General features: G+C 49.8%; 19 protein-coding genes. 16 read left to right on the forward strand and 3 right to left on the reverse strand.

Annotation, left to right across the window (positions count from 1 at the left end; genetic code table 11):
- Positions 1-48: 48 nt before the first annotated feature.
- Positions 49-843 (reverse strand): phytanoyl-CoA dioxygenase family protein, encoded by a 795-nt coding sequence (locus JMI88_RS08360; protein ID WP_201361355.1) that lies wholly within the window; start codon positions 841-843, stop codon positions 49-51.
- A complete protein-coding gene (locus JMI88_RS08365; protein ID WP_201361356.1) occupies positions 836-1126 on the reverse strand; it encodes a hypothetical protein in 291 nt (96 codons plus the stop codon). The genes JMI88_RS08360 and JMI88_RS08365 overlap by 8 nt, the downstream gene beginning before the upstream one ends.
- 295 nt (positions 1127-1421) lie before the next feature.
- Here JMI88_RS08365 and JMI88_RS08370 point away from each other — a divergent pair, with 295 nt between their 5' ends.
- The 4 genes from JMI88_RS08370 to JMI88_RS08385 all read left to right on the forward strand — a co-directional run bounded on the left by JMI88_RS08370 (position 1422) and on the right by JMI88_RS08385 (position 4629).
- A complete protein-coding gene (locus tag JMI88_RS08370) occupies positions 1422-2231 on the forward strand; it encodes an AraC family transcriptional regulator (protein ID WP_201361357.1) in 810 nt (269 codons plus the stop codon).
- Positions 2232-2361: 130 nt separating this feature from the next.
- Positions 2362-2889, forward strand: a complete 528-nt coding sequence (locus JMI88_RS08375) for a GNAT family N-acetyltransferase (protein WP_201361358.1) — start codon at positions 2362-2364, stop codon at positions 2887-2889.
- Positions 2890-3002: 113 nt separating this feature from the next.
- The gene (locus JMI88_RS08380; protein WP_201361359.1) at positions 3003-3980 is read left to right on the forward strand and encodes a DUF929 family protein; all 978 of its coding nucleotides are present in this window, start codon (positions 3003-3005) and stop codon (positions 3978-3980) included.
- A gap of 184 nt (positions 3981-4164) precedes the next feature.
- Entirely contained in the window at positions 4165-4629 is a 465-nt protein-coding gene (locus tag JMI88_RS08385) for an SRPBCC family protein (protein ID WP_201361360.1), read from the forward strand.
- A 161-nt stretch (positions 4630-4790) separates the two neighbouring features.
- Here JMI88_RS08385 and JMI88_RS08390 read toward each other — a convergent pair whose 3' ends face one another.
- Complete coding sequence (locus JMI88_RS08390; protein WP_201361361.1) at positions 4791-5282, reverse strand: hypothetical protein; 492 nt, start codon at positions 5280-5282, stop codon at positions 4791-4793.
- Between the two features lie 202 nt (positions 5283-5484).
- Between JMI88_RS08390 and JMI88_RS08395 the strand changes: the two genes are divergently transcribed.
- From JMI88_RS08395 to JMI88_RS08450, 12 genes are all read left to right on the forward strand, one after another.
- Positions 5485-6216, forward strand: coding sequence for a YczE/YyaS/YitT family protein (locus JMI88_RS08395; protein ID WP_201361362.1), 732 nt, complete (start codon positions 5485-5487; stop codon positions 6214-6216).
- Positions 6217-6502: 286 nt separating this feature from the next.
- On the forward strand, positions 6503-7561 hold the full coding sequence (locus JMI88_RS08400) for a LacI family DNA-binding transcriptional regulator (protein WP_201361363.1): 1059 nt from the start codon (positions 6503-6505) through the stop codon (positions 7559-7561).
- A 102-nt stretch (positions 7562-7663) separates the two neighbouring features.
- A complete protein-coding gene (gene melA / locus JMI88_RS08405; protein ID WP_201361364.1) occupies positions 7664-8965 on the forward strand; it encodes an alpha-galactosidase in 1302 nt (433 codons plus the stop codon).
- Between the two features lie 278 nt (positions 8966-9243).
- Positions 9244-9480, forward strand: a complete 237-nt coding sequence (locus tag JMI88_RS08410; RefSeq protein WP_201361365.1) for a DUF2795 domain-containing protein — start codon at positions 9244-9246, stop codon at positions 9478-9480.
- 311 nt (positions 9481-9791) lie between these two features.
- A complete protein-coding gene (locus JMI88_RS08415) occupies positions 9792-11108 on the forward strand; it encodes an O-acetylhomoserine aminocarboxypropyltransferase/cysteine synthase family protein (protein ID WP_201361366.1) in 1317 nt (438 codons plus the stop codon).
- Between the two features lie 23 nt (positions 11109-11131).
- Positions 11132-11629, forward strand: coding sequence for a CoA-binding protein (locus JMI88_RS08420; RefSeq protein ID WP_201361367.1), 498 nt, complete (start codon positions 11132-11134; stop codon positions 11627-11629).
- A gap of 87 nt (positions 11630-11716) precedes the next feature.
- On the forward strand, positions 11717-12169 hold the full coding sequence (locus tag JMI88_RS08425; RefSeq protein ID WP_201361368.1) for a CoA-binding protein: 453 nt from the start codon (positions 11717-11719) through the stop codon (positions 12167-12169).
- 8 nt (positions 12170-12177) lie between these two features.
- Positions 12178-12792, forward strand: coding sequence for a hypothetical protein (locus JMI88_RS08430; RefSeq protein WP_201361369.1), 615 nt, complete (start codon positions 12178-12180; stop codon positions 12790-12792).
- 24 nt (positions 12793-12816) lie between these two features.
- Positions 12817-13689, forward strand: a complete 873-nt coding sequence (locus tag JMI88_RS08435; protein ID WP_201361370.1) for an NAD(+)/NADH kinase — start codon at positions 12817-12819, stop codon at positions 13687-13689.
- A gap of 163 nt (positions 13690-13852) precedes the next feature.
- Entirely contained in the window at positions 13853-14848 is a 996-nt protein-coding gene (locus tag JMI88_RS08440; protein ID WP_201361371.1) for a tetratricopeptide repeat protein, read from the forward strand.
- Between the two features lie 80 nt (positions 14849-14928).
- The gene (locus tag JMI88_RS08445) at positions 14929-15375 is read left to right on the forward strand and encodes a hypothetical protein (protein ID WP_201361372.1); all 447 of its coding nucleotides are present in this window, start codon (positions 14929-14931) and stop codon (positions 15373-15375) included.
- 927 nt (positions 15376-16302) lie between these two features.
- Positions 16303-17016, forward strand: coding sequence for a DsbA family oxidoreductase (locus JMI88_RS08450; protein ID WP_201361373.1), 714 nt, complete (start codon positions 16303-16305; stop codon positions 17014-17016).
- Positions 17017-17300: the final 284 nt, after the last annotated feature.

Genomic DNA, 17300 nt, shown 5'->3' on the forward strand with positions numbered 1-17300 from the left:
TGCGCACTTTCTGCAACACTTTTTGTTTGGCCTTTTGGCTTGCCTGTTTTAAGCTTGAATCGACATGCGTGTCAGTGCGTTTTCAAAGGAGACATCGATATTGTCGTCTCCGGTCACGTAGCGCCAGAGTTTGGCGCGCTGCATATGTTCGAGTCGCGCTTCATTGCCCTGCCATGCCTGGTAGCCTTTTCTAATGATCTGTTCAACATCAGGACTCTTATAGTTGTCAGTGTTAAACAGTCCGCGTTGTACCTGACCTGGGCGTAAGCGCAGCTTAAAGACATAGCGGGTCTGATCGGTTCGATTGGGTTGGGCGCAGTGCCAGATACCATGGTGCATAAAGACAATGGTGCCGCCTCTGGCTTCAAGTTGGCGCTGTCCTATAATATTTTTATAACGTGCGATGCTAGCCGTGTTGGTTTTGCGCAGATGCGAACCCGGCAAAACCAGCGTTGGACCCATCTCAACTGGAGCGTCGTGGGCAAAATAGAATGCCTGCACATCGAATGCGTATGGGCGCACATCGATAATTGAGTCTGCATGCCATTCCTGGGCTTTAAGATGGTGGGCCCTGACAATATGTAGGAATGAATGGTCATAGACCGGGTTGACGCCCACAAAGCTCTGGATGGCTCCCTTTACCTGTGGCTCTTCAAAAACCTGTCGCAGCACTTCGGTCTGATGCCAGAAATTATAGCCTGGCCCATCCCAATTTTTTTCCGCTTCCAGTACCGCCGTATTCAAATCCTGGGGAACGATATCCTCAACGATTAGAAAGCCATCGGTGACAAAGCGTGCCATTTGTTCCGCTGTAAGCAGATGATGTCGTTCTACATTACTCATTGATGGCCACCTTTCGTTCCAAAACGTATTCGTACGGGAGGTAACTGCTTTCATGTTCATGGCCAGGGATTATCTGCGGGAGCGCTGCCAGTTGGATCACGTTCCAGCCCGCACGCATCGCGGCCAACACCGATGCATAGGGTGGCTCTTTTTCATCACCAGACTGCATGGGCAGCGCATCTTCTGCGCTGGCCCCATCATAAAGCGCCCAGGCAACCGTCCTGGATGCCAGGTCGGACGACGTTAGATGGAGTATGAGTATTTGTTGTCGCAACTCACTCATCTTCGAGACCTCCTCATCATGTTCCTCTTTACTATGTAGAGAATACCGCAACTTAATCTGCTTTAAAGATAACCTTTTCTATCCATGAAATCCTATCCTGAGATCCGAGCTTTTTGTGTCTCATCCCGACTTTTTGATTTTTGTCACACTGTCAGACTGCATTTGCTTGTATAATTTTTTGTAGTACATGCTGTTCATAGGGATAAGCCGGTGGCAGCGTAGCTAGCCGTAAGTGAGCGGCGTTGCTAAATATTTTTCATCACTGACTATGGTTATCCAGGAGATGTGTAGATAGATGACTGATACGATTCATATTCGCCTGCTCAATTATCAGGTATTGTTGTTGAGACCAGCACAGTGGCAGTTGCCGCGCGTGCAGAGCCACTTCTGGCGTTTCTACATGAATGATCGTGATGGGGCGCTGCTCGATTATCAAGGAACCCCTTATCCTCTGGCTGGCGAGCAACTTTATGTGATTCCAGCGGAGGTTCGTTTTAGTGCTCAACTGGCCCATCCGCTCAGGCATTTCTTTGTGCACTTTGATGTACTGGGCCTCTCGCCAATTATTTATCGTGAAATTTTTGCTGCCCCGATCTGCCTGCCTGCTTCTCTGTCGCTGCGGCAAATGGTCCATAGCTGTATTCAGGAGATGACGGGACCACAACAGGAGGGTCTGATCCTGGAAATTCGCCTGAAAGCGATTCTATACACCGGGCTGACACAATATTTACAGCAGATAGCGCCAGCTACTTTGCAGCGTTACTTTCAGCTGACCAATGCTTTAGAGCCGGTGCTACCTGCCATCGAATACGTTGATGCCCACCTGGCTGAGCCGCTGCTTTGTAAAGATCTGGCCGCGCTTTGTCATATGAATGTCGATTATTTCAGTCGTCGCTTTCGCGAATGCGTGGGTCAGACGCCAAATGCCTATATCCAGTTACAGCGTGTCAAGCGAGCGGAGCAGCAACTCTTGCTGACCAACGCTAGCATTGAGCAGATAGCCGCTCGCCATGGTTTTGGTAGCCGGCATTATTTCTCACGTATCTTTACGCGCCACACAGGCGTCTCGCCTGCTGCCTACCGTAAAGGATTGTTGGGGAGTTAAGTTCCTGGGGCCTTATTTTAAGGGCTATTCTGTGCAGGATAGCTGAAGATATAGTATACTTCAGGCGTTGTAGATAGCGTGCTTTTACCAGCGTGGTTACATTGATAAATTTGAGAGAGGAATACTTGACATGATGCGTGTACGATCCTCACGCTTATCTCTGGTGCCTTTGACTGCGTCTTTGATCAGACTCTTTTTATATAATCGTAGCGAGCTGGCTAGGGTTCTGGATGCTAAAGTTCCGACGGATTGGCCGGGTCCTGATTTTGAGCCGATATTGCCGCTATTACTAGATGGTTTTGAGCGCGAGCCCGGCCACGAAGCCTGGGATGGCGCTATCATGCTGGAGGGTGAGGAGCGTGTGTTGATTGGGGCTATGGGATTGAAGGGTGGTCCTGATGAAGAGGGAACGGTAGATATTGGCTATAATATTTTACCTGCCTATCAGAATCAAGGCTATGCAACCGAGATGGCGCGCGCCCTGATAGCCTGGGCCTTTGAGCGGAGCGACATATATAAAGTAATTGCTGATTGCCTGTATGATAACCAGGGTTCTATTCGTGTGCTGGAAAAGCTGGGAATGAAGCGCCTGGTTCCCGATGGAGATATGCTACGATGGAGCCTCACTAAAGAGGAGTGGCAGGTAGCTCAACAATAAACATGGCTCTCCTCAGGATTCCTTCCTAATTCCTGGTAAGAGTTCTACCCAATTGTGTTGCAATAGATATTTGCATGTGTGTCTGCAAAAATCTTGTAAAGTAAGGGATATATATGGCTAAACAGAAACAACTTTCGGCTTCTAAACGTCGTGAGCAGATGCGCCAGCAGCGTTCCTCGCAATCCAGATCAGCACAGCAGTTGCGTGGTCGCCAGCAGAGGTCGAACAGATCGAGTTGGTGGCTGGTCGGTGGCATTGTGCTCATGGTAGCAGTGATTGTGGGTGCCTTCATTTTTATTGCTAATTACGAGGCGGAGCAATCAAAAGTCGGTAGCGATACGGCTTTTAAGACCATCACAACCATTAAGCCAGACGTTTTTACGCATGTGGATAAAGGAACCTTTAATGGTCAATTGACTGCCATCAAGAACACACCTGTGTTGAAGGGACCCAACGGCAAGCCCGAGATTTTTTACATGGGCGGCGAGTATTGTCCTATTTGCGCGGCTCAGCGCTGGGCGATCGTTACATCGTTAAGTCGTTTTGGCTCCTTTAGCCCTTTGACGCCGATTTTATCGGCGGAAAGCCAGGTGCCGACCTTCTCATTTTATAAGTCGAGCTACCACAGCAACTATATCGACTTTGAGTCTAAAGAGATTGCAGATAACACCAATCCTAATCCAAACCCACTGGAAACCTTATCGCCCGACGATCAGAAGATAGTCAATCAATATGCCAAACCTCCATATGTACAACAATCGGGCATTCCATTTATGTCGATTGGAAATCAATACATCTCAGTGGGCGCATACTATTCTGGTACAGTCCTGACCGGGAAGTCATACCAGGATATTGCCACCGCGGTTAACGATCCCAATAGCGATATCTCGCGTGGCATTGTGGGTGCGGCCAATATGCTCACGGCAGCCATCTGTAAGGCCACCAATAATCAACCTGCCAACGTATGTACCGCAGATCCCATTCCATCGCTTGAGCAGTCGCTGCCCACAGCTAGCGTCACAGGCATCAGTCCTACACAACTGGCGCAGGTCGGGCAGGTATCTGAGAGAGATGTGCGCCGGAACAGCTAACATATCAGGCTGGCATATGCTGTATAGATAGGCATCCTGAGCAGAGTAGAGAGATGCTGTTGTCTTTTCGCTTGTGTTCTGCGCGTAGCGTCACGTTCAAAGGTGGATGGCGAGAAGCCAACTGTGATACTTTTTAAGTGGAGAATTTCAATGCTCTCTCAAGTCAATAACAAGGATAGCGTCAATGCCAAAATTACGTTTTCAAACCACTATTCAGCGCCAGCCAGATCCCATCTATCAGTTGTTGCTGGACCTGCCCGGTTATAAAGTCTGGCTGCCCTCCTCGAATATGTATGCAGAGACCGTACTGACCTCAGATTATCCTGTTCGGCCAGGTACAACCTACGTTGATCGTGGTCAATCCAGTGTGATGCAGGGTGAAATTGTTGAGTTGGAGCCAGCAAAACGTATTGTCTTCCATCAGGTCACCAATCCACAGCGGCGTTCCTGGCTGGCCAGCGGATTGGATATTACCATTCGCTACACGTTACAGCCGGTGGCGGAAGGTACGCGCGTCACGCGGGAGCTTATCTTGCACGCGCATGGCCTGTTCTTTTTGCTGCAAGCGACGCTGCTACGACTTATTCGTGCCGAGAATGAGCGTATCCTGTCGGCAATGAAAAGCTACATGGATGCTCGTGTCTCCTGATCCCTCACCGCCCGAAAACGCACCTCCATAGGTTCGGGCCTTGCGCCCGATTTCTCGCCCGAGGCCCGAAAATATTCCCCCCATAGGTTCGGGCCTTGCGCCCGATTGGAGCCTTGCGCTCGATTGAATCCTTACACCCGAAAACGCATCCAAAAAGCAATTTAGTTGATGGATGTTTCGTGCTCTTCGGCATCGTTTGGAGCGGTAGCAGAAATCTGGGCGTCCTCCATCATTTTTTGGAGACGTGAGACCATGATGTAATCCACAACGGCATAGATGACGGCGATCAGCCAGCCGCTGGAGAGCATCATGATCAGCGCTACCCAGGCCCAGGTAGCCAGATTGCCCTGGTGCGAGAAAATCAGGGCTAGCGTGCTTGTGATGATGGGATAAATCAACAAACCGGTGCCGAGGCCAATCAAGATTCCTCTGGGGCGCGTTGGTTTGCGTGGACTCAGAATAGCAAATAACCAGAGAAATGTATGGATCATGGTTGCTATGATGGCCCCAGCAAAGGCACTGATATTGATCAGGACATTGTTGAAGTTGCGGTTGGAAACATAAAGTGCGATCACTGTTGTAACAATCGCCAGGATGACCAGTGTAAGGGAATAGAGTGCTCCGCTCAAGTTTGCCCGCACTTTTGTAGACATCTGCAATACGACCTTCCTTTGTTATTTGCTCGTTGTATCTATTATCATCTATATGGCCCAAAAATGGAAGGGATAATATTTTGGATTGGCTGTTGCCTGAGTTCCTGTTTGGCTGTTGTATCCTGGTGTCGAGTTTTCTATAGTTGAATATAAGTCGTATTTTTATTGATGCAACCCTGCTTATCAAAAAGGATGTTTTTTCATGCATAGGTTTTCCTGGCGCACATTTCTTTGCTGGCAGTATCTGGTGCGCTTCGTGGTGCTTGTCGTTGGTCTGTTTTTTTATTCAACTGGAATTGTATTTCTGTATCGCTCAGATTTTGGTCTGGATCCCTGGGATGTATTTCACCAGGGCATTAGCTTCCATACGCCTCTTTCCTTTGGAACGGCGAGTATTGTGGTGGGGGCCGCTATTATTATCCTGGGTCTATGCCTGAAGGTGATGCCCGGCGTTGGTACAGTCTTAAATATGCTCTTGATCGGCGCATTTACGGATTTAAATATCAGATTGGGCTGGCTGCCGGACCTTGGGCACACATCCTGGGTATTGAGGGTGGTTGTAAATGTGCTGGGTGTGGCTATTATTGGTATGGGAACCGCGCTCTATATTGCTCCTCGCATGGGGGCTGGTCCACGCGATGGTTTGATGTTGCGCCTGCACGCGTTGACGAAGTTGCGCGTATCTATAGTGCGTACCGCCATTGAATGCACCGTCTTGCTGATCGGCTTTTTGTTAGGTGGCACCGTCGGCCTGGGAACATTGATCTTTGCCCTGGGCATCGGACCTGCCTTTGAGTTGAGCCTTACGTTGCTTAAAAAGCTGCATTTTACCAACTGGTTGGAACGGCTGGCGGCCACGCCCGTAAAGACCGAAATTATCCTGCCACCCGCCGATGATGACGCCCTGCAGCCTTCATACGGCAATCCAGCTTAGTGCACAAAAAATACATAAATATAGGGATACACTACTCGTAAATTTGTTTTATAGTTATCAGTATAGAGTGACACCGTATCCATTAGCTGCTCTGCTGAAACCAGATACCGTGTAGCTACTTTCAACTGTGTTCTGCCAGTCCGTTCAAAGAAGAAACTGGCAGAACTGGTGCTATTCCCTGATTTTTTTTAAAATTCTCGAAAGGCTTGACAGAAAGGCTTTTTTATGTCATTCTGTGTACACGTGTACATGTACACGTGTACACTGGTTCATGGAGGTAGAGTGAATGGTTACAAGTGAGCAGGTTGCTCGGATGGCTGGTGTGTCGCGAGCCACAGTTTCGCGAGCACTTAACGGGTCTCCACGTGTTAGCGCGGAAGCGAGAAAGCGCATTCAAGAGGCGATTATCTCGCTTGGCTATGAGCCTGATGTGGTGGCCCAGAGCCTGGTGCGACAGCGCTCACGGACGATCGCGCTCTGTCTTTTCTATGGCGACCAGAAATCGACCGTGTTCTCCAGCTTTGGCGAGACGCAGCATTATTTTTATCTGGATTTGCTGCGTGATGTCGAGCAAGAGATCGCTGCCGCTCGCTATGATTTGCTTCTTCCTTCTTCACCGTATGCAGCGAAAAACTATATCCGTAGTTTGCAGATGCGCCATGTGGCTGGCATCCTTGCTATCGCGATGAATCCTGCCGATGAGCGCGTTAAAGCGTTGTTGGAGGCAGAGATTCCGACCGTGTTTATTGATAGCCTCAGCCAGGGACGGAATTCTACGTATGTGACTTCTGATAACCTGGATGGGTCAAGGCAAGCTACCGAGCATCTGATTCAACTGGGGCATCAGCGCATTGTGACGCTCATATCGGGAACGGATGGCCCGATTGGATCTGCGCGTCTGACCGGCTATCGCCAGGCTCTGCAGCAGGCTGGCTTGCCGGTTGATGAACAACTGGTATATGCGTCGGGCTGGAATACCGAGGAAGCGTATCAGACGACCTTGACCTTGCTGCAAGAGCGGCAGCCACGAGACTTTACCGCCATTGTGGCGGGCAGTGATTTGATGGCAATCGGCGTTTTGCGCGCTTTACACCAGCATGGATTACATGTGCCGGGCGATGTGTCTGTGGTTGGATTCGACGATGTGGATCTTTGCCGCTATACCGAGCCACCCCTGACAACGATTCGCCAGGATCGCTCTGCGATGGTGCAAGGTGCTATCCAACGGCTCATCAGCATGATTGAGTCTGAGGACGAGCACGATGCGCCCGTGCTATCACCAATCATTATTCCTACCCAACTGATTACGCGCGCCTCCACCGGCTCTGCCGCATTACCTGAGTAAAGTACGCTTATGGCCTGGCTGGTCAATGATGATGGTTGGGTAGCAAAATTTAATACGTTCAATGGAATGAACTAGCTCCAGGGGAGCAAGGAGTTTTCAACAATGACGAAAATTACTTTTATGGGTGCGGGTAGTACGGTCTTTGCACGCCAGCTGATGACCGATATTTTGCATATCGACGGCTTGCAGGAAGGTACATTCGCCCTGGTGGATATCGATGCTGCACGTCTGGAATTGGCCCACCAGATTGCGGAGAAGCTGGTCGCGCATAGTGGTCGCAATTGGAAGGTTGAGTCTTCGACGAAGCGGCGTGAGGTGCTGCCCGGCACCAACTTCCTCATCAACACGATTGAAGTTGCTGGCATGGCCAATGTGCGCCACGACTTTGATATTCCCATGAAGTACGGTGTTGATCAGTGTATTGGCGACACCATTGGACCAGGTGGTATCTTCAAGGCTTTGCGTACAGGTCCTGCATGGTTGGAAATCCTGCATGATGCCGAGGAGTTGTGTCCGGACGCCCTGGTGTTGAACTATACCAATCCAATGTCTATCCTGACCTATGCCGCCTTGACTGGCACTGCCATGAAGACCGTTGGCCTGTGCCATAGCGTGCAGGGTACTTCTAAGCAACTGGCTGGCTACCTGGGTGTGCCATATGAAGAGCTGGAATGGCGTTGCGCGGGCATCAACCACAATGCCTGGTTTACCGTTTTGCGTCATAATGGCGAAGACATGTATCCCCGCCTGCGCGAACGCATGAAGGATCCCGAGGTCTACGAAAAAGATCCTGTGCGCCTGGAAATCATGCTGCACCTGGGTGCCTTTGTGACCGAGAGTAGCGGCCACTTTTCAGAATATGTGCCCTACTTCCGCAAGCGCCCTGAGCTGATCGAAAAATATTGTCGCCCTGGCTATCTTGGTGAGACAGGCTTCTATGCCAATAACTGGCCAACCTGGCGCGCCAATAACGAACAATACATCAAAGATCTGCTAGACGGCACCAAAGAGTTGCCCTTCAAGCGTAGCCACGAGTATGGTTCAGACATTATCGAGGCGGTAACCCAGAATCGCACCAAGGTTATCTACGGTAATGTGCGCAACGAAGGCTTGATTGATAACCTGCCTGATGGTTGTGTCGAGGTTGCCTGTCTGGTTGATCGCAATGGTATCCAGCCAACCCACTTTGGCAAGCTGCCCGAGCAACTGGCTGCCCTGAATAAAGCCCACATGAGCGTACATTCGCTGGTGACTGAAGCCTTATTCACCCATGACAAAGAAGCGGCCCGTTACGCATTGATGATTGATCCCCTGACGGCTGCTGTCTGCTCGCCAGCCGAGATCAGCGCCCTTTTCGACGAGCTCTGGGAAGCCCAGCGCGAATACCTGCCAACATTCTCCTAATCCCAACAACCCTGCAAGGGGAAGGATCCCACAAAAGAACGTGTCTTTTGTGGGATCCTTCCCCTTTTTGCGTTATGGGACGGTGACGCATGACGTTTCTGGCATTATGCCTGATAACTTCTTTCTGGTATCACTTAAAAATATTTACGGATGAACATGCGTGTCTTCTATGTGGGGGTAGTCTAATAACAGAAGTTATCCAAATTTGTTGCATTACAAATTTGGAGTATTTCGCAAGTTAAGTTCGTATCTTTTCGAACGTTTTAAGGAGAAATCACATGGCTACAGCAGAATCACTCAATATTGAGAAGCATTTGAAAAATATGCATTTCCCGGCCAAGCGCGAGGAAATCATTGCTTTTGCTCGACAGCAGGGCGCTGATGAGCAGGTTTGTAATGCTCTACGTCAGCTCAATGCTCAGCAGCAGTACAACTCTGTCAGCGAGGTCAGCAAGGCTCTCAATTCTGGTTCATTTGATCAGAACAAAGCTCAGGGTGGCAAACGCGACTTCTAATTCTCCACTGGTACTAAGTAGGGGAAAAGGTGATATTTACTTCACCTTTTCCCCTACTTTTTATTGTTTGTCTGCAATATAACGCTTTATTGTTGGCCCGAGATATAAGTTGTCCTCCGTGGGACGTGTGTTGCTCGCTGGCGGACGTGCACATCCGCGCCCGAACTGGTTGTATGATATAGTACAGAATGCGCCGGGATAGTCCAATCAAATAGTCGTTTGCGATCCGGTGTAGACTTGCTATTTGTCCGCTAAAATTCATATGCTATGTAGAGCAAATATCTATATATTCGGCAGGAGAACATAGAACAATGCCAGAAATCGATGGTGATCACGTCTTTGGTTTTGATACGCTGGCCCTGCATGCGGGACAACGACCTGATCCAACGACCGGGGCCCAGGCAGTGCCTATCTACCAGACAACGTCGTATATCTTTGATGATACCGACCATGCAGCCCACCTCTTTGCGCTGCAGCGTTTTGGCAACATCTATACGCGCATCATGAATCCCACCACCGCTGCGTTTGAGGAACGGATTGCCGCCCTCGAAGGTGGCACGGGCGCTGTAGCCACAGCATCCGGAATGGCGGCCCAAATGGCTGTGATGATGACGCTCCTACGGCCAGGCGATGAACTTGTAGCGGCCAGCAATCTTTATGGCGGTACCCATACGCAGTTTGATCTGACGCTGCGCACGTGGGGTATCAATACTATTTTTGTCGATAGCACCGATCCAGAAAATTTTCGGCGTGCACTCACGCCGAAGACGCGAGCTTTCTATGGAGAGACCATCGGCAATCCTGGTGGTGACGTGCTGGATATACGGGCCGTTGCAGATATCGCTCATGAAGCGGGAGTGCCACTCGTCATTGACAATACCTTTGCCACCCCCTACCTCTGTCGTCCCTTTGAGCATGGTGCAGATATCGTGGTGCATTCGGCCACTAAATTCATTGGTGGTCATGGCACATCTATCGGCGGCGTCTTGATCGAAAACGGCAAATTCCCCTGGGACAATGGGAAATTCGCCCATATCGTCGATCCATCACCCGGCTATCATGGAGTACGTTTTTACGAGACCTTTGGCGATTTCTGCTTTGTGATGAAGGCACGTGTAGAAACGGTACGCGACACGGGTCCCAGCCTGAGTCCATTCAACTCATTTCTCTTCCTCCAGGGATTAGAGACGCTCTCGCTGCGCATGGATCGCCACTGCCAGAATGCATTGCAGGTGGCTAAATTCTTGCAGGAGCATCCAGCCGTCAACTGGGTACGCTATTCAGGTTTGCCCGAGGACCGCTCACATGAACTGGCCAAACGCTACCTGCCCCGTGGCGGTGGCGCGATCTTCACCTTTGGCGTCAAAGGTGGCTATGAAGCAGGCAAAGCCGTCATCAATAATGTCCGGCTCTTTGCCCACCTGGCCAACGTTGGCGATGCGCGCAGCCTGATCATTCATCCGGCCAGCACCACGCACCAGCAACTATCGGAAGAAGATTTGATCGCTGGCGGTGTGACGCCAGACCTGATTCGCCTTTCGATCGGCCTGGAAAACATCGAAGACATCCTCTGGGATCTGGATCAAGCGCTGCGTAAGGCAACAGCCAGTACGCAAGCAAACGCATAATGGGCAGAGAAAGGAGCAGATTAATGGCTGATAGCACAACTTATTCGCTTACGCCCGACATGTACGAGCGCTTAAAGCTTTTAAAGCAGTATCGGCATGTCGCGATTGTGGGGCTCTCTGCCGATCCATATCGGCCAAGCCATTTTGTAGGCATCTATCTGCAGGCCGAAGGTTACGACATTATCCCCATCAATCCACGCTATGCGGGCAAAACCATTCTGGGCAAACGTGTGTATGCCTCATTAAACGAGGCCAAAGCGGCCGGTGAACAGATCGAGATCGTCGATATATTCCGCAAAGCCGAAGATACACCTCCTTTTGTCGCTGAGGCCGTTGAGATTGGCGCCAAAGTACTCTGGCTTCAGCTTGGTGTGCGCAATGAAGAGACTGGCCAAACGGCCCGTGAGGCTGGACTGGTCTTTATTCAGGATCGCTGCATCAAGATGGAACATGCGCGCTTCTTTGGTGGCTTGCATACAATCGGCCTTAATACGGGTGTGATTCTGTCGCGTAAGCTTTAGGGATGGTGGAGAATACGAGAGGCAGCAAGTGACGCAAGGGTCGCACCTACGATAGGGATGTCTTTGGGATTTTTGCGAGGAGGGATTATGTTTGACGAGGCTTATGATGTGATGCCGGATGTGCTTATAAAGATTCTGGGTGATTATCACCATATTGCTGTGGTTGGCCTGTCGGCGAAGCCGCGCCGCCCCAGCCGGGAGGTGTCAGCGTATATGCAAGAAGCGGGCTATAACATTATCCCGATTAATCCCCTCTACGCAGGTCAGCAGATTCTGGGCCAGCGCGTCTATGCTACGCTGGCGGATGCGGCAGCCGCGGGCGAGCAGATCGAGATCGTCAATGTATTTCGCCGCCCTGAACAGACCCCTCCTTTTGCTGATGAAGCGGCCAGCGTAGGTGCCAGGGCGCTCTGGCTCCAGCTGGGCATCGCCAATGACGAGACGAAACGGCGCGCCCTGGCAGCCGGACTCCTCTATGTAGAGAATAGATGTATCAAAGTTGAACATGCCCGCCTCTTCGGCGGCTTATCCCTCATTTGAAAAAGACAATGAAGTGGAAGGTGTTGTTGATCGGGGGAGCCTCGGGTTCAGGCAAAACCATGGCGGCCCGTCAGGCAGGGCTACGCCTGGGACTCCCCTGGCTGCAGGTCGATGATCTGCGCCTGGCGTTCCAGCACAGCCAGGTCGTGCTGCCAGACCCGCAGGCGACACGCGATCTATATTTCTTCGCCGAGACCACCCACGTCTGGCGTCAGGCGGCGGAAACGTTGCGCGATGGCTTGATCGCCAGTAGCCGGACCCTGCTGCCCGCGCTTGAAATTGTGGTTGCTAACCATATCGATACCGATGCGCCGCTGATTATAGAGGGCGATAATATCCTCCCCGAACTGGTAGAGCGTCCACTGTTGCAACCCTATGTGGCACACGGACAACTGCAAATGGTTTTTCTGCAAGAAACCGACGCGGACAGGCTACGGGCCAATATCGAGGCACGTGCGCGGGGCACGGCACAATTTTCTCCACAGGAGCTTCAAACTGAAGCCAGGGCCAAGTGGCTATACAGCCAGTGGTTGACGGCAGACGCGACCAGACTGCACCTGCCGGTATTAGAAGCGCGTCCTTGGGAAACCCTGGCCGAACGGATTATACTTACATGTATGTAAGATCTTGAGAATGTAAAGGAAAATATGATGAAGAAAATTGCCCTGCTTTACGAAGAATCTCAGTCCGAGACGCTGCAGTTTGTGCCTGAGTTAACTACGCTATTGCAACAGCATGACTATGAAACCGTGATCATCAATCTCAACCAGGAAGGGCTTGAATGCACTGATCCAGACCTACAACATTGCCAGATGCTAATAGTCCTGGGTGGCGATGGTTCAATCTTGCAGGCCGCCCATCTCTGTGCATCACAGAGCACACCAATACTGGGTATCAATTTTGGTCGCGTCGGCTATCTGACCGAGTTGGAGCCGCAAGAACTGGGACAAGAGCTACCGTATTATCTCAATGGCGACAAATCTATCTGGCTAGACGAGCGAACCATGCTCCATGCCACGGTAAAGCAAGGCGAGCGACAACAGGAGTTTATCGCGCTGAATGATATGATGATCGCGCGCGGCACCTGGCCCCGTGGTGTCTATGTAAAGACCTGGATCGATGGTCAATTTCTCGACACATTCTATGGTGATGGCATCATCTTCTCAACAGCGACCGGCTCCACAGCCTACAATCTCTCTGTCGGAGGCCCGATTATGCATCCCAGGGTCGAAGCGTGCATCCTGAATCCGATTGCGCCTCACCTGGCGTCTAATCGCGCACTGGTCGTTCCACTGCAAGCCACCATTCAGTTTCAAATCTCTACCAATGACCAGAACGGAATCTTCTCAGCCGATGGACAATGGAACTGCGAGGTGCGGGATGGCACGACCGTGACCATTCAAAAAAGTGATCAGATCACACGTTTTATTCGGCGCAAACCTCCGGTGCATTTTTATCGCGTGATTCACAATCCGCAACAGGTGATCGATGAGCCACATGCAGGACAGCCAGAAGTATAAGAGGGCTGTTTAGCCCCCTTGCTTTTTTCACCTGTTTACCTGCATTTACTTATCAAGCTATTATAGCAGGTAAATAGATATTGATGACTTTGCAGATGGATGTTATGATCTATCTAGTGTCTTTGAAGACGTCTCTGCCTTGCATTTCAGGAGATCAGCTACGATGACAGGTGAAAATTATTCAAACGACCAGTCAGCCCTACCAGAGAACTTCAAATTTCTATCTACCCTGATCCAACAAAAGCATTATGAAGAGGCGCTGGCGGCCTGTGAGCAAGCACTACAACTAGAACCGGACAACGCACAACTCTATCAGCTCAAAGGAGAACTGCTGGCTCAGCGTTTCGACAATCCGGTTGGCGCGCTTGAAGCATTTGAGCTGGCACTACAGTTAAAGCCAGACAATGCCACTACATGGAAAGACAAGAGCCACGCTCTCTGGCAATTAAAGCTTCATGCAGAGGCGCTGGAGGCCGCCGAACAAGCCATTCTACATGATCCACACAATGCCAGGGCTTATTATTATAAAGGACTCTGTCTGGCAGAAATGTATCAAGAAACCGAGGCCCTGGCGGCTTTTGAGCAGGCTATTCAATTAGATCCAGATGAGCCAGATCCTTATTATATGCAAAATAATGTGTTGCGTGATCTGGCTCGGTTTGAAGAGGCGCATGCCGCTTTTGAGGCCGGGGCAAATGCAGCCCAGCACAGGCGGACATATGTGATAACACACTTCCGACAACGTGTTGAGGCAGGCCAACTGGACAACACTATCGAATTGGGTATTCAGCTCTTTCGCGGTGGCAGTCCTGAAAAATGGGTGGATGAAAAATATGCCCTCTCCGGCGACGGTTATGCCAGGCTAGAGCGGGAGGATCGACGCCAGCAGCTAGCGCGCCACACCACGCTCCAGAAAATCGAGCCCGACATGTGCAATACTCTATTTACGCTGGCCAGCACGACTGTTCCACAGTTAATCGAGCAACCCCGCAAACAAGACTGGGATACGGCAATCTTCGAATGCAGGATACATCTGAGCGCAGCCGGACAGAGTACCGCATTGATGTTTGAAGTTCAAGAACAAGAAATTGAGCAGGGTACACTACCGATTGTAGAAGCAATCAAGCATTTTCGTGCCCTGGATGCAGCCAAACGCTAAAATTTCTTCGAGCTGCTTGCATTTTCACTTGAAGAGCTTGTATAGTATAGCATTATACATGTGATTCAAAGGAAAACTTTATGCATAGCATTACCGGTCTGCTCGTTCTATCTTCCTTCAGCCTGCCAGCTCTGTGGAGTGGATCACTTAGATTGCTTGTTTCCGCCGTGGCACTACTAGCTGGCTTCATCGGTGCCTGCTGGATTGCTTACAGCAAAAGAAATAGCGCACCATGGCATAGTAATGCCTGGTTCCTCCTCCCGGCGACAGTTCTTTTTATCAGTCCAGTAGTGTTATTTCACGTTCCAATCGTGTTCTTGCTTCCCCTCTATCTGGCCCTACTGATCGGAATCTATTTTATGAGCAAGCGGGCTGCTCAACTCTGGTACCGCAATCCATTGCTCCTGATCTTGCTAGCCTTACTCATTGCAGTTCTATTCAAAGGCACATTGCTAAAAGTATTTGTAATCGGAGTAATTGTACTCGGCAGCCTGAATTTCATCTTCAAAAAGCTCTTCTCCCGATAGACCCTCATTCTATTATGTAAAAGCGACAATAACGGCGATTATATAGGTTCGAGGTTGCTTTGGCGTGATGGGACGTTGATTTTTTTCTGAGTGGTCGTTGGAAGTATCCGTCATTTTTGATTGATTGACATAGGTGTCGTTTTTTAATTTGTCATTGTTGTCATTTCGAATTCGAATTCGTTACTTATACTCTTAAAGATTAATAAATTAAATTATTAATTCGAATTCGAAGTAGCGGGCAAAAAGATATTAAATGTCATTCATGTCTTTTTAATGCCAAAAATTTTCATTTCAAGCTCGATTTGTATTTTTTTACATATTTTGCATTAATAGATTGTAACAATATTGTAATATATCGTAATCTATTGCTCTGTAGAGAGCGTTTTTTGACATCTATGTCATACATGCCAGATAGTCGCTTTGGCATGTATGACATAGATGTTATCGGCGATTCCTCAGACCTCTTTGATTGAGTTCTGTCATTTCTGACCGCTTTACCCCTTGCCACACGTCCGGTTTGGTAAATGCAGCAGATCTAATGCTAAAAGGTTTTCTTATATTCTTTATAAATCTGTGTTATCATAGAAAAATTTCTTTTTATCATACTTGCCTCCAGCTCATGGTACAAGCCCTGAAATAAGTATTTTGCGTCCTGATTTGTACGTAGAAATGTTTATAATGAGAAGCTCTGTTAGTCTTATCAGATAGTTGTGACATCTATGTCAGGATGAAGTTTGCAAATGAAGTTTGGACCTTCATAGACAGATATGTCATCGCGTGGGTTGTGACATCTATGTCAGGATGAAATTGGAGAATAAATTGGTTGCCTTTATGGACAGATATGTCATCGCGTGGTTGTGACATATCTGTCAGGGTGAGAATAAAATGTGGACCTTCATTGTTGTGATAAGCAGAAAGGAGGAACACATGAAAGTAGAGATCTGGTCCGATGTGGCCTGTCCCTGGTGTTATATTGGGAAACGCCGTTTTGAAGCAGCTCTGGCCGAGTTTAAGCATAAAGATCAGGTTGAGGTAATCTGGCGCAGTTATCAGCTCGATCCGTCGGCTCCACGCACATCCGATACGAAAATGACAGATGTGCTGGCGCAGAAATATGGTGTGAGCGTGCAGCAGGCTGCGGCTATGAATGAGCGCGTGAGCACGCTGGCCGCTGAAGTGGGCCTTGATTATCACATGGATGATATCCGCCATAGCAATACCTTTGACGCTCATCGCTTGATCCACCTGGCTGCCAGCCATAATGTACAGGATGCCGCGAAAGAGCGTTTGCTAAAGGCATATTTTACCGAGGGCGCCTCGATCGGTGACACGGAAACGCTGGTAAAGCTTGCTTCCGAAGTTGGCATCGATGCTGAAGAGGCGCGTTCAGTGCTGGCGGGAAATGCTTATACTGATGACGTGAAGGCTGACATTGAGCGCGCACGTATGTTTGGCATCGAGGGCGTCCCCTTCTTTGCGGTTGACGAGAAGTATGGCATTTCAGGCGCACAACCAACCGAGGTTTTCAAACAGGCACTGGATCAGGCCTGGGCTGAGTCCCACCCCTTGATCAAAGTCAAAAGCGCGGACGCCGATAGCGGCTACTGCGAAGGCGATAACTGCGTTATCCCTCAACAATAACACCAAAAACAAAAAAATCATTAAGAGCGCGTGTTTTATTCTCATCCCTGCCGGGATGCGATGGCTCGCCAGCCTGGGGGCGCTGACGCCCTTACAGGTATAGGTTTTTCAGGGGCTACGCCCCTGAGGCCCCTTGATGCCGCCCTGCGGGCGGCACGAGGAGAGGAGGAGTTGGGGGCACAGCCCCATAGGTGCGAACGTAAGCACAATAGTACTTGAACAACGAAAAAAAGAGGCCAAACACGGTCTTTCTCTGGTATCGTTACAAAAACCAAAACGTGACG

The sequence above is a fragment of the Dictyobacter formicarum genome, from assembly GCF_016587435.1.

Excerpts from the sequence above, each read along its gene's own strand:
- JMI88_RS08360 (WP_201361355.1), bottom strand. The coding sequence starts at position 843 with ATGAGTAATGTAGAACGACATCATCTGCTTACAGCGGAACAAATGGCA.
- JMI88_RS08365 (WP_201361356.1), bottom strand. The coding sequence starts at position 1,126 with ATGAGTGAGTTGCGACAACAAATACTCATACTCCATCTAACGTCGTCC.
- JMI88_RS08370 (WP_201361357.1), top strand. The coding sequence starts at position 1,422 with ATGACTGATACGATTCATATTCGCCTGCTCAATTATCAGGTATTGTTG.
- JMI88_RS08375 (WP_201361358.1), top strand. The coding sequence starts at position 2,362 with ATGATGCGTGTACGATCCTCACGCTTATCTCTGGTGCCTTTGACTGCG.
- JMI88_RS08380 (WP_201361359.1), top strand. The coding sequence starts at position 3,003 with ATGGCTAAACAGAAACAACTTTCGGCTTCTAAACGTCGTGAGCAGATG.
- JMI88_RS08385 (WP_201361360.1), top strand. The coding sequence starts at position 4,165 with ATGCCAAAATTACGTTTTCAAACCACTATTCAGCGCCAGCCAGATCCC.
- JMI88_RS08390 (WP_201361361.1), bottom strand. The coding sequence starts at position 5,282 with ATGTCTACAAAAGTGCGGGCAAACTTGAGCGGAGCACTCTATTCCCTT.
- JMI88_RS08395 (WP_201361362.1), top strand. The coding sequence starts at position 5,485 with ATGCATAGGTTTTCCTGGCGCACATTTCTTTGCTGGCAGTATCTGGTG.
- JMI88_RS08400 (WP_201361363.1), top strand. The coding sequence starts at position 6,503 with ATGGTTACAAGTGAGCAGGTTGCTCGGATGGCTGGTGTGTCGCGAGCC.
- melA (WP_201361364.1), top strand. The coding sequence starts at position 7,664 with ATGACGAAAATTACTTTTATGGGTGCGGGTAGTACGGTCTTTGCACGC.
- JMI88_RS08410 (WP_201361365.1), top strand. The coding sequence starts at position 9,244 with ATGGCTACAGCAGAATCACTCAATATTGAGAAGCATTTGAAAAATATG.
- JMI88_RS08415 (WP_201361366.1), top strand. The coding sequence starts at position 9,792 with ATGCCAGAAATCGATGGTGATCACGTCTTTGGTTTTGATACGCTGGCC.
- JMI88_RS08420 (WP_201361367.1), top strand. The coding sequence starts at position 11,132 with ATGGCTGATAGCACAACTTATTCGCTTACGCCCGACATGTACGAGCGC.
- JMI88_RS08425 (WP_201361368.1), top strand. The coding sequence starts at position 11,717 with ATGTTTGACGAGGCTTATGATGTGATGCCGGATGTGCTTATAAAGATT.
- JMI88_RS08430 (WP_201361369.1), top strand. The coding sequence starts at position 12,178 with ATGAAGTGGAAGGTGTTGTTGATCGGGGGAGCCTCGGGTTCAGGCAAA.
- JMI88_RS08435 (WP_201361370.1), top strand. The coding sequence starts at position 12,817 with ATGATGAAGAAAATTGCCCTGCTTTACGAAGAATCTCAGTCCGAGACG.
- JMI88_RS08440 (WP_201361371.1), top strand. The coding sequence starts at position 13,853 with ATGACAGGTGAAAATTATTCAAACGACCAGTCAGCCCTACCAGAGAAC.
- JMI88_RS08445 (WP_201361372.1), top strand. The coding sequence starts at position 14,929 with ATGCATAGCATTACCGGTCTGCTCGTTCTATCTTCCTTCAGCCTGCCA.
- JMI88_RS08450 (WP_201361373.1), top strand. The coding sequence starts at position 16,303 with ATGAAAGTAGAGATCTGGTCCGATGTGGCCTGTCCCTGGTGTTATATT.